Annotated in this window: 10 protein-coding genes and 1 pseudogene; 7 read left to right on the forward strand and 4 right to left on the reverse strand. The window is 74.1% G+C overall.

Annotation, left to right across the window (positions count from 1 at the left end):
- Positions 1-18: 18 nt before the first annotated feature.
- A pseudogene (locus tag V6U81_RS29315) lies at positions 19-984 on the reverse strand (NAD(P)/FAD-dependent oxidoreductase); the annotation flags it as partial.
- Between the two features lie 89 nt (positions 985-1,073).
- Between V6U81_RS29315 and V6U81_RS07685 the strand changes: the two are divergent.
- On the forward strand, positions 1,074-1,706 hold the full coding sequence (locus V6U81_RS07685) for a helix-turn-helix domain-containing protein (RefSeq protein ID WP_334485905.1): 633 nt from the start codon (positions 1,074-1,076) through the stop codon (positions 1,704-1,706).
- A gap of 34 nt (positions 1,707-1,740) precedes the next feature.
- Here V6U81_RS07685 and V6U81_RS07690 read toward each other — a convergent pair whose 3' ends face one another.
- Positions 1,741-3,351 (reverse strand): hypothetical protein, encoded by a 1,611-nt coding sequence (locus tag V6U81_RS07690; protein ID WP_334485907.1) that lies wholly within the window; start codon positions 3,349-3,351, stop codon positions 1,741-1,743.
- Between the two features lie 44 nt (positions 3,352-3,395).
- Here V6U81_RS07690 and mptB (V6U81_RS07695) point away from each other — a divergent pair, with 44 nt between their 5' ends.
- From mptB (V6U81_RS07695) to V6U81_RS07710, 4 genes are all read left to right on the forward strand, one after another.
- Positions 3,396-4,802, forward strand: a complete 1,407-nt coding sequence (gene mptB / locus V6U81_RS07695) for a polyprenol phosphomannose-dependent alpha 1,6 mannosyltransferase MptB (protein ID WP_334485945.1) — start codon at positions 3,396-3,398, stop codon at positions 4,800-4,802.
- Positions 4,803-4,812: 10 nt separating this feature from the next.
- Positions 4,813-6,273: a polyprenol phosphomannose-dependent alpha 1,6 mannosyltransferase MptB gene (gene mptB / locus V6U81_RS07700; protein ID WP_334485908.1), complete on the forward strand. Its 1,461-nt coding sequence runs from the start codon at positions 4,813-4,815 to the stop codon at positions 6,271-6,273.
- Positions 6,274-6,351: 78 nt separating this feature from the next.
- Positions 6,352-6,699 carry an ArsR/SmtB family transcription factor gene (locus tag V6U81_RS07705; protein ID WP_334485909.1) on the forward strand — a complete coding sequence of 116 codons (348 nt, stop codon included), beginning with the start codon at positions 6,352-6,354 and terminating at the stop codon, positions 6,697-6,699.
- 14 nt (positions 6,700-6,713) lie between these two features.
- Positions 6,714-7,166 carry an SRPBCC family protein gene (locus tag V6U81_RS07710; protein ID WP_334485911.1) on the forward strand — a complete coding sequence of 151 codons (453 nt, stop codon included), beginning with the start codon at positions 6,714-6,716 and terminating at the stop codon, positions 7,164-7,166.
- Between the two features lie 86 nt (positions 7,167-7,252).
- Here the strand turns inward: V6U81_RS07710 and glnA are convergent, their stop codons facing one another.
- Entirely contained in the window at positions 7,253-8,677 is a 1,425-nt protein-coding gene (gene glnA, locus V6U81_RS07715; protein WP_334485913.1) for a type I glutamate--ammonia ligase, read from the reverse strand.
- Positions 8,678-8,932: 255 nt separating this feature from the next.
- On the opposite strand from glnA, the gene V6U81_RS07720 reads away from it, so the two are divergent.
- Positions 8,933-9,337, forward strand: coding sequence for an RDD family protein (locus V6U81_RS07720; RefSeq protein ID WP_420883989.1), 405 nt, complete (start codon positions 8,933-8,935; stop codon positions 9,335-9,337).
- Positions 9,338-9,402: 65 nt separating this feature from the next.
- Here the strand turns inward: V6U81_RS07720 and V6U81_RS07725 are convergent, their stop codons facing one another.
- Complete coding sequence (locus V6U81_RS07725; protein ID WP_334485915.1) at positions 9,403-10,089, reverse strand: DUF4191 domain-containing protein; 687 nt, start codon at positions 10,087-10,089, stop codon at positions 9,403-9,405.
- Between the two features lie 206 nt (positions 10,090-10,295).
- On the opposite strand from V6U81_RS07725, the gene V6U81_RS07730 reads away from it, so the two are divergent.
- A complete protein-coding gene (locus V6U81_RS07730; protein ID WP_334485917.1) occupies positions 10,296-10,466 on the forward strand; it encodes a hypothetical protein in 171 nt (56 codons plus the stop codon).
- Positions 10,467-10,579: the final 113 nt, after the last annotated feature.

Genomic DNA, 10,579 nt, shown 5'->3' on the forward strand with positions numbered 1-10,579 from the left:
GCCGGCCGCGCCGTGGTCGCGCCGGGCGGCGACCGCGGTGGCCGTCTCCTCGGCGATCAGGTCGGCGTTGAGCGCGGCGGCGGCCTTCAGCCCGGCCGCGGCGGCGGCGATGACGGTGGCCTGCGGGTCGGCCACGTTGCCGGCCGCCCAGACCCCGGGTACCCCGGTCGCCCCGCTCGGGTCGACGGCGACGTGACTGCCGAGCACCTCCCCGGCCAGGACCAGGTCGGTGGTGGGCAGCGCGAGACCGGCGAGCATCCCGATCCGGGCGTGGAACCGGGGACCGACCACCACGGCCTGCCGGGCGACCACCTCGCCGGACCGCAGCCGTACACCCGTGAGCGTGTCGTCGGTCACCTCCAGGGCGGTCACCTCGCCCGCGACGACCGCGACGCCCCGGGCGGCCAGCTGCTCGGCCTGCTCGTCGGTCAGCGCCGGCCCGGTATGGGTGAACACCACCACGTCGTCGGTGAGCTGGCGGAACAGCAGCGCCTGGTGGATGGCGGCCGGGCTGTTGGCGAGCACGCCGACGGCCTGGTCGCGCACCTCCCACCCGTGGCAGTACGGGCAGTGCAGCACGTCGCGCCCCCACCGCTCGGCGAGGCCCGCGACGGCGGGCAGCTCGTCGACCAGGCCGGTGGCGATCAGCAGCCGGCGGGCCCGGACGGTACGCCCGTCGGCCAGCTCGACCGCGAACCGGGCCCCGTCCGGCCCGTCGCCCAGCGGCCGGGCGTCGGTCACCCGGGCGTCGACCACCGGCACGTCGTACCGGGCCAGCTCCGCCCGGCCGGTGGCGTAGAGCTCGGCCGGGGGGACGCCCTCGCTGGTCAGGTAGTTGTGCACGTGGCCGGCGGGGGCGTTGCGCGGGGTGCCGTCGTCGAGCACCAGCACCGACCGGCGGAACCGTCCCAGGGCGAGGGCGCCGCTGAGCCCCGCCGCCCCACCGCCGACCACCACCACGTCCCGGACGTCTGCCTGCTTCATGTTCTTCGCCTCCTCCGGGCGGACCGGTCCCGCCCCGACGCTCCGGATCGTCCGGGCACCCGGCCCCGCCGACAACTATCGTTGCCGTTATGGCAAACGATCGGGCGTCGGACGAGGACCGCGTGGCGCCGGACGAGGTGCTGACGGCGGTCGGGCCCCGCCTGCGGGCGCTGCGTCAGCAGCGCGCGGTGACGCTGACCCAGCTCGCCGCGGCCACCGGCATCTCGGTCAGCACCCTGTCCCGGCTGGAGAGCGGCGGCCGCCGGCCCACCCTGGAGCTGCTGCTCGCCCTGGCCCGGTTCCACCGGGTGCCGCTGGACGACCTGGTCGGCGCCCCGGAGACCGGGGATCCCCGGGTCCGCCCCCGGCCGCTGGTCCGCAACGGAGTGACCATCGTGCCGCTGACCCGCCGTCCCGGCGGCGTGCAGGCGTACAAGATGCTCTACCCGCCGGGGGCGCGGGCGGGGGAGCCCACCCAGCAGGTCCACGAGGGGTACGAGTGGCTCTACGTGCTCTCCGGCCGGTGTCGCCTGCTGCTCGGCGGGCACGACCTGACCCTCGACGCCGGCGAGGTCGCCGAGTTCGACACCCGCACCCCGCACTGGTTCGGCAACCCGTTCGACACCCCGCTGGAGATCCTCAGCCTCTTCGGACCGCAGGGGGAGCGGCTGCACGTCCGGGCCCGCCCGTCCCCGGTCCGCCGCGACCCGGGCGCGGCCTGACCGGCGCCGCGCGGCCCGGCCGCGAGCGCGGCCGTCAGCCGCCCAGGGTGTACGTCCCGGCGGCCGGCACGGTCACCGTCGTCCAGTCCCCGTCGGCGCCGACCGTGGCGCCGCCGGACGCGGTCAGCCAGCGGGTGTGCCGGACGCGGACCGGCACCGGCCCGGCGCCCGGGGCGCGGAACGTCAGCGACGCGGCGTCCTGGCGCACCAGCTCGCCCGGCGCGCCGACGAGCGGGGTCGGGTCGGCTACCGCCCAGAGCCGCCAGTGGTCGTCCGACCAGACCTCGGTCAGCTGCGGCAGTCCGGCCTCGACCAGCTCCGCCTCGGCCCGGCCGACCCAGGAGAGCGGGACGTCGGGGACCGCCACGTACTGCACCGCGTTCTCGTCCAGCCAGGCCCGGTAGCTGTCGGCGGTCAGCGGGACTCCGGTGCCGGTCGCCCCCGGCACGGTGGTGAAGAAGAGCGGGTTGCGGGCGATGTCCGCCTGGCGCAGCCAACCCCGGGCCAGCGGGACCTCGCCGAGCTGGGCGGCCTCCCAGTAGTTGCGGGTCGGCGGCACCTCCACCCGGCCGGTGAGCCCTCGCCGGGCCAGCTCCGCGGCGAGCGGGGTGAAGAACGACCGGTCGGCGGTCGGGCCGCCGACGCTGCGCAGGTCGGCGGCGACCACCGGCGGCTGCCACGAGCAGACCACCGCCAGCAGCGCGCCGAGCACCACCCACCCGGCCACCCGGCCCCGGCCGGTCGCCCCGGCCCGCTCCGGGCCCCGCCCTCGGGCGGTCAGCCGGTCGGTCAGCCGGCGTGGGGCACGGGCGGCGGCGGCCAGCAGCGGCAGCGCGAACATGACCACCAGCCGGGTGGCGTTCAACCCGACCGGGGTGTGCACCAGCGCCGCCGCCAGCACCCCGGCCGCTGAGAGCAGCGCCCCCACCCGTACCGGCCGGTGCGCCACCAGCGCGGCGACCAGGAGGCTGGTCAGCACCGCCCGCAGGGTGTCGCTCCGGCTGATGTTCATCCAGCCGCCCTCGCCGAAGAGCAGCCCGGTCACCGCGAGCGGCAGCGCCGCCGGCACCCCGAGCAGCAGGCCGTCGGCGTACCGGCGGGTGAGCAGCAGCGCGGCCCCGGCGAGGCCGACGAAGAGGCCGGCCACCGGGCTGGTCGCCGACGCCAGCAGCGCGCCGGCCATCACCAGGACGGGTCTAACCCACCGCCGGGTCGGGCCGGGCGGCAGGGTGAGGGCGAGCAGCGCGGCCAGGCCGAAGGCCACCCCGAGGGCGTACGTCACCCGGCCGGAGACCAGGTTGCCGGCGATGGTGAGCACCCCGACCAGGCTGCCGAGCAGCGGCCGGGGCACACCGGTGCGGACCAGCAGGGCGGCGAACGCGGCGGCCGACGCGACCAGCGCGAGCACCCCGGTGAGCCGTACCCCGAGGGTCGCCATCAGCGGCGGGGAGACCAGGCTGTAGCCGAGCGGGTGGATCCCGCCGTACCAGCGCAGGTCGACCAGGGCGGGGCCGTGCGCGGCGAAGAAGTCGGCGCGGGCCACCTGGGCGGAGAGGTCGGAGCCCATCCGGGGCAGGGCCAGGAACACCACGCCCAGGACGGCCGCGGACACGGTGGCCACCGCCACCTGCCTGCTGCCCCGCATGCCCACCTCCGGTCCGCGACCACGGTACTGGCAGCATGTCGGACGTGCCTCACCACCTCTCGCGCTGGATCGGCCTGGCGGGTTCGACGGTGCTCGCCGTCGCCGCGTACCTCGGCGGCGCGCTGCCGGACTCCCCGCTGCGCGCCACCCCGGTCAGCGTCTGGCAGGGCCCGCGCGGGCCGCTGGTGATCGGGCTGTGGCTGCTCGGGCTGGGCCTGCTGGCCTGGGCCTGGTGGAGCCTGCGCGACCGGGTGCCGTCGGCCCGCTGGGCGCTGGTCACCGCCGGGCTCTGGCTGCTCCCGCTGCTGGTCGCGCCGCCGCTGGGCAGTCGGGACGGCTACGCGTACGCCTGCCAGGGGGCGAGCTACGCGGCCGGGATCAACCCGTACGAGCAGGGCGTCTCCGCGCTGCCCTGCCCGTGGCTGGACACCATCTCGTACATCTGGCGGGACACCCCCGCGCCGTACGGCCCGCTGTTCGTGATGCTCGCCGGGGCGATCGTGAAGGCGACCAGCTCGCTGACCGCCAGCATCGCGCTGTTCCGGCTGCTCGCCGTCGTCGGAGTGGTGCTCACCGCGGCCTGCCTGCCGGTGCTGGCCCGCCGCTGCGGGGTGCCGGTGGAGCGGGCCCTCTGGCTGGCGCTGGCCTCCCCGCTGATCGGCGTGCACCTCATCTCCGGGGTGCACAACGACGCGCTGATGGTCGGGCTGCTGGTCGCCGGGCTGGCGGTGGTGGCGTCCCGGCCGGGTCGCCCCTGGCCGCTGCTGGCCGGCGGAGTGCTGCTCGGGCTGGCCGGCGGGGTCAAGGTGACCGCGCTGGTGGTGGTGCCGTTCGCCGCGCTGGCCGCGATGGGTGGGCCGTACCGGATCCGGACGCTGCTGCGCGACGGCGGCCCGGTGGTCGGCGGCGCGGTGGCCGCGGTGGTCGGGGCGACCCTCGCCGCGGGCCTCGACTTCGGCTGGATCAGCGGCCTGGAACAGGGCAGCCTCGTGGTGGCCTGGACCTCGCCGCCGACCGCGATCGGGCAGACCGTCGGGTACCTGCTGGCGCCCTTCGGGGTGCACGTCGACGCGCTGCCGGTCACCCGGGCGATCGGCGTGCTGGTTCTCGCGGTGCTGCTGGTCTGGCTCTGGTGGCGGGCCCGGCACCGCGACCCGCTCTGGCACGCCGGCGTGGCGCTGGCCGCCACGGTGGCGCTGGCCCCGCTCTTTCACCCCTGGTACTGGACCTGGCCGCTGGTGGTGCTCGCGGCCACCGCCCGGCACGCCACCCGGTGGTTCGCGCTGGTCGCCTTGGTCTCGTCGTTCCTGGTGCTGGCCGACGGCACCGGGCTGGCCCGGTACACCAAGATGCCCGGGGCGCCGCTGATGACGCTGTTGGTGATCGTGGTGGCGGTCCGGTTGGTACGGTCGGCTCGGGCGGCCCGTGAGCCGGCCCCCGTCGACCGATGAGAGGTGGCCGGTGACCGAGGCCGGTACGCCGACCGAGGGTCGGCCCCGCCTCGCCCGGTACGCCGGCCTGACCGGCGCGGTGCTGCTCGCCGTGGCCGGCTGGCTCGGCGGGGCGCGTCCGCACGTCCCTCCGACCGGCCCGTGGCTCGCCCCGTACGGGCCCTGGGCGCTGGGCTGCTGGCTGGCCGGCACGGCACTGCTGGTGGGCGCGTGGTGGGCGCTGCGCCGGGGCGTCCCGTCGACCCGGTGGGCGTACCTGACGGCGGGGCTGTGGCTGTTGCCGCTGTTGGCCGCGCCGCCGCTGGCCAGCCGGGACGTCTACTCGTACGCCTGCCAGGGCTGGTCGTACGCGGCCGGCCACGACCCGTACGAGACGGGAGTGGCGGCGGCGGGCTGCCCGTGGGTGGACTCGGTGGCGCCGATGTGGCGGGACAGCCCGGCCCCGTACGGCCCGTTCTTCATGCTGCTCGCCGCGCTGGCCGCGGTGCTCGGCGGCGGCCTGGTCGGCACGCTGCTGCTGCTGCGGCTCTTCGCCCTGGCCGGGGTGCTGCTGGCCGGGCTCTGCCTGCCGGGGCTGGCCCGGGCCGCCGGGGTGCCGACAGGTCAGGCGGCCTGGCTCGCGCTGGCCTGCCCGCTGGTCGGGGTGCACCTGGTGGGCGGCGCGCACAACGACGCGGTGATGCTCGGGCTGCTCCTGCTCGGCCTGCTGGTGCTGGTCCGGTTCCCGGGCCGGCCGCGCGGGCTGCTGGTGGCCGGGGTGCTGCTCGGGCTGGCGGTGGCGGTGAAGGCGACCGCGGTGGTGGTGCTCCCGTTCGCCGCGCTCGCGGCGGTGCTCGGCCGGTACACGGTCCGGGCGCTGCTGCGCGACGGCGGTTGGCTGGCTGCCGGGGTGCTGGCCGTGCTGGCGGCCGTCTCGGCCCTGTCCGGCCTGGGGCTGGGCTGGGTCGGCGGGCTGGCCCGTAGCGGCGACTCGCAGCAGTGGACCTCGCCGCCGACCGCCGTCGGTTTCGTCGTGAACTACCTGGGGGAGTTGACCGGGCGGCGGCCGGGGGCGGTGCCGGTGACCCGGGCGGCGGCGCTGGTGCTGTTGGCGGTGCTGCTGGCGGTGCTCTGGTGGCGGGCGTGGACGTCGCTGCGGGAACTCAACGACGTACCGCAGCGGGTTCGTCGGCTCGCGGCGGCCCGCCCCCGGGTGGCCCTGTTCGGGGCGGGGCTGGCGCTGGCCGCCACGGTGGCCCTGGCCCCGGTCCTCTACCCCTGGTACGTGACCTGGCCGCTGGCCGTGCTGGCCGTGTCGGCGACCCGGACCACGTGGTTCGTGCTGCCCAGCGCGGTGGCCGCCTTCCTGGCGCTGCCGGACGGCACCACGGTGGCCCGCTACAGCAAGGCGCCCGGGGCGATCGCGATGACGGCGCTGCTGGTGCTGCTCGCGGTGCGGGCGGTGCGGGCCCGCCGGACCCGATCGGTCTGAATTCGCCAACGTGCTTGACGAGGCTTCCCGAGCAGCCTACGTTTAACGCATCAGTTAATTAACGAGGTGGTTAAGAGCATGGCGACCGACCGGCTCAGCGTGATCTTCGCGGCGCTGGCGGACCCGACCCGCCGGGCGATCCTCGCCCGGCTGGCCGAGGGGGACGCGACCGTCACCGAGCTGGCCGAGCCGTTCGAGATCAGCCTCCCGGCGATCTCCCGGCACCTGAAAGTGCTCGAACAGGCCGGCCTGATCACCCGGAGTCGCAGCGCCCAGTGGCGGTCCAGCAGCCTCAACCCGGAACCGCTGCGGGAGGCGACGGACTGGATGGAGCGCTACCGCCGGTTCTGGGACGCCAACCTCGACCGGCTCGACGCCCACCTCAGAAAGCTGCAGGCCCGACCGGGGCCGGACGACCGACAGTGAGAGAGGACCCCACCATGACCGACACCACGGCCACCCACGAACTCGTCATCACCCGCGTCTTCGACGCCCCGCGCGAGCTGGTCTACCGCGCCTTCGTCGACCCCGATCAGCTCGCCGCCTGGTTCGGGCCGGTCGGCTGGTCGGTGCCCCGGGAGACCGTCGACGTGGACGCCCGGGTCGGCGGCCACCAGCGGTTCACCATGGTCAACGACGCCGACCATCAGATGACCTCCGCGGTCGACGCCACCTTCACCGAGCTGGTCGAGAACGAGCTGCTGGTCGGCGAACAGCGCGTCGACTTCGGCGCGGGCGACATCGTCATGCGGCTGCGGGTCGAGTTCCACGACGAGGACGGCCGGACCCGAATGGTGTTGCGGCAGGGGCCGCACGACCCGGCGATGGAGGCCGGCGCCCGGGAAGGTTGGGGCAGCTCCTTCGACAAGCTGGACGCGCTGCTCGCCCGCTGACCCGCGGCGGGAAAGCGGCCGGGCCGGCCCCGCGATCGCGGAGCCGGCCCGGCCGGTGCTGATGGAGCGTGCCCTGCTGAACGACCTCAGCAGTCGAAGTACATCGCGAACTCGTGCGGGGTCGGCCGCAGGCGGACCGGGTCGACCTCGTTGGCCCGCTTCCAGCCCACCCAGGTGGAGATCAGGTCCGGGGTGAACACGCCGCCGTCGAGCAGGTAATCGTGGTCGGCCTCGAGCGCGTCGAGCACCTCGGGCAGCGAGCCCGGCACCTGCTTGACGTCGCCCCACTCCTCCGGGGGCAGGTCGTACAGGTCCTTGTCGATCGGCGCCGGCGGCTCGATCTTGTTCTTGATGCCGTCCAGGCCGGCCATCATCATCGCCGAGAAGGCGAGGTACGGGTTGCTGGACGGGTCCGGCACCCGGAACTCGACCCGCTTGGCCTTCGGGTTGCTGCCGGTGACCGGGATCCGGGTGCACGCGGAGCGGTTGCGCTGCGAGTAGACCAGGTTGACCGGCGCCTCGAAGCCCGGCACCAGCCGGCGGTACGAGTTGACCGTCGGGTTGGTGAAGGCCAGCAGCGACGGCGCGTGGTGCAGCAGACCGCCGATGTACCAGCGGGCGGTGTCCGACAGGCCGGCGTAGCCGGTCTCGTCGTAGAACAGCGGCTCGCCGTTCAGCCAGAGGCTCTGGTGGGTGTGCATGCCGGAGCCGTTGTCGCCGAAGAGCGGCTTCGGCATGAAGGTCGCCGTCTTGCCGTTGGCCCAGGCCTCGTTCTTCACGATGTACTTGAAGAGCTGGAGCTGGTCGCCGGCGTGCAGCAGGGTGGAGAACTTGTAGTTGATCTCCGACTGACCGGCGGTGCCCACCTCGTGGTGCGAGCGCTCCACGGTGAAGCCGCCGTCGACCAGCCGCCGCACGATCGAGTCGCGCAGGTCGGCGTAGTGGTCCACCGGCGGCACCGGGAAGTAGCCGCCCTTGTAGGCGGTCTTGTAGCCGCGGTTGCCGCCCTCCTCCTCGCGGCCGGAGTTCCAGGCGCCCTCGATCGAGTCGATGTAGTAGAACGACTGGTGGGCGGAGGTCTCGTGGCGGATCGAGTCGAAGATGTAGAACTCCGCCTCGGCGCCGAAGTACGCGGTGTCGGCGATGCCGCTGGCCGCCAGGTACGCCTCGGCCTTCTTGGCCACGTTCCGCGGGTCCCGGGAGTAGGCCTCACGGGTGAACGGGTCGTGGATGAAGAAGTTGAGCGCAAGGGTCTTCTGCGTACGGAACGGGTCGATGAACGCGCTCGCGACGTCCGGGAGCAGGAGCATGTCCGACTCGTGGATCGCCTGGAAGCCGCGGATCGACGAGCCGTCGAACGCGAGACCGTCGGTGAAGACGCTGTCGTCGAAGGACTCGACCGGCAGATTGAAGTGCTGCATCACGCCGGGCAGGTCACAGAAACGTACGTCGACGAACTTCACGTCCTCGTTCTTGAGGTATCGCAGGAGTTCCTCGGGATTGGCAAACACACGTCCTCCTGGCACGTCCACTCCGGTGGCTGGGCACTGGCGACGGTATGTCCACGGGGTTGCCCGGCCGTGTCTCCTATGTTTCTGCCGTGTTACGTCGCTCGCGGAGCGTCATCTGCGCCGCTCGGTCCCCTCCGGGACCCTCGTTCGGACGATACCCGCTGGGTCGGTTGATAGCTAATTGGCGTGGTTGGCCCGATTCTGCGATTCGTGGCGAATCGGCTCCCGGCCCCCGCCTGACTACCCTTGACCGTCGTGACCAACCCGTACGCCGCGCCGCCGGTGCCGCCCGCCAAAGACCCGTCCTTCACCCCGCCGAGCCTCGGACGCCGGTTCGGCGCCCTGGTGATCGACTGGGTGCTCTGCCTGCTGGTGTCGAACTTCTTCGCCAACCCGCTGCGCGACGGCTGGCCCCCGGTGCTGGTGCTGATCCTGGAGTACGGCTTCTTCGTCGGCCTCTTCGCCCAGACCCCCGGCATGTACGTCACCCGGATCCGCTGCCTCGGCTGGGCCGACGGCGGCCGGATCGGCGTCGCCCGTGGGCTGCTGCGCGGCCTGCTGCTCGCCCTGGCCGTGCCAGCCCTGATCATGGACGAGCACCGTCGCGGCCTGCACGACCGCCTCACCGGCGCCGTGATCACCGACGCCCCCCGGCGCTGACCGCGCCGGAAACGACGAGGAGCCGGGCACGCACGGGCCCGGCTCCTCGCGTACGTCAGAAAGGGTCAGCGGCCCCGCGACTGGCGGAAGGCGCGCGGCGGACGCATGTTCTTCGGGATCGCGCCCTTGGGCATCTGCGGGCGGGCGGTGAGCGCCTTGAGCCGCTTGTCGAGCGCGTTGACGTCCTTGCCCTGGAGGTTGCGCGGCAGCCGCATCAGGGTGGTCCGCAGCTTGCGGATCGGCAGCTCGCCCTCGCCCTGGCCGATCACGTAGTCGTAGAGCGGCGCGGAGCCGATGACCTTGGCCAGCCGGCGCTTCTCCTGGCCGAGCAGGCCGCGGACCCGCTGCGAGTTCCCCTCGGCCAGCAGGATCACGCCGGGACGGCCGATGACCAGGTGCACCATGTCCATCTGGGTGGTCGAGCTGACCGCCGGGGTGACCCGCCAGTCGCCGCGCATGCTCTCCATGATCTGCGCCGCCGCGCCGGGCTGCCCCTCGGCGGCGTTCATCATCGCCTTGTTGGACCGCAGGTTCAGCACGATCAGCACGGCGAGCAGGGTGAGCAGGATGCCGATCGGTAGCCAGAGCCAGCCCCAGAGGATCACCGCGACGACGGTGAGCGCGAGCGGGATCAGGACCGCGGCGGCGATCAGCGGCGCGAACCACCTGTCCTGCTTGGCGGTGAACCGGAACACCATCCCGATCTGCTTCAGCCGCTGGCCGAACGAGACCTTCTCCTGGGGCTTTGCCATGACCCAGAGTCTAGTGGTCCCCGCCCGCCCGGTTGATCCCCGGCCGGCTGAGTACCTTACGAGCCCTCAGTGCCCCGTTGCGGGCCGGGTAAGGAGGGGAGCGGGCCGAAGATCAGGCGGTACACCCATGCCCCCGGGGCACCTTCGCGCGAAGAGTCAGAGTCGGCGGTCGACGACAACGCCGACCCGATTCGAAGGAGCCCGACATGTTCGGCAACGACGCGGAATTCCTGCTCACGATCCACCGCTCGCAGGCCGCGGAGCTCCAGGCCGAGGCCGAAGCGGCCCGCCTGGCCCGCTCGCTGCCCCGCCGGCATTCCGGCGGCTGGCTGAGCCGACGCCGCCGGCCGGGCCGTACCGACGCGGCCAGCCGGTGACCACCGCGACGGCCGCCGCACCGGCGGCTCGCACCGACGGGCCGCCGGCGGGCGGCGCTCGCAGCGCCCCGTGGCGGCCGGTGGCCGGGGGGCGCAGCGCAGGAGGGGCGGAG

Source organism: Micromonospora lacuserhaii, from assembly GCF_036902735.1.
Taxonomy (GTDB): Bacteria; Actinomycetota; Actinomycetes; order Mycobacteriales; family Micromonosporaceae; genus Micromonospora.

What these genes read in the sequence shown, in the direction of transcription:
- V6U81_RS07685 (WP_334485905.1), top strand. Translation starts at nt 1,074, where the DNA reads ATGGCAAACGATCGGGCGTCGGACGAGGACCGCGTGGCGCCGGACGAG.
- V6U81_RS07690 (WP_334485907.1), bottom strand. Translation starts at nt 3,351, where the DNA reads ATGCGGGGCAGCAGGCAGGTGGCGGTGGCCACCGTGTCCGCGGCCGTC.
- V6U81_RS07705 (WP_334485909.1), top strand. Translation starts at nt 6,352, where the DNA reads ATGGCGACCGACCGGCTCAGCGTGATCTTCGCGGCGCTGGCGGACCCG.
- V6U81_RS07710 (WP_334485911.1), top strand. Translation starts at nt 6,714, where the DNA reads ATGACCGACACCACGGCCACCCACGAACTCGTCATCACCCGCGTCTTC.
- V6U81_RS07725 (WP_334485915.1), bottom strand. Translation starts at nt 10,089, where the DNA reads ATGGCAAAGCCCCAGGAGAAGGTCTCGTTCGGCCAGCGGCTGAAGCAG.
- V6U81_RS07730 (WP_334485917.1), top strand. Translation starts at nt 10,296, where the DNA reads ATGTTCGGCAACGACGCGGAATTCCTGCTCACGATCCACCGCTCGCAG.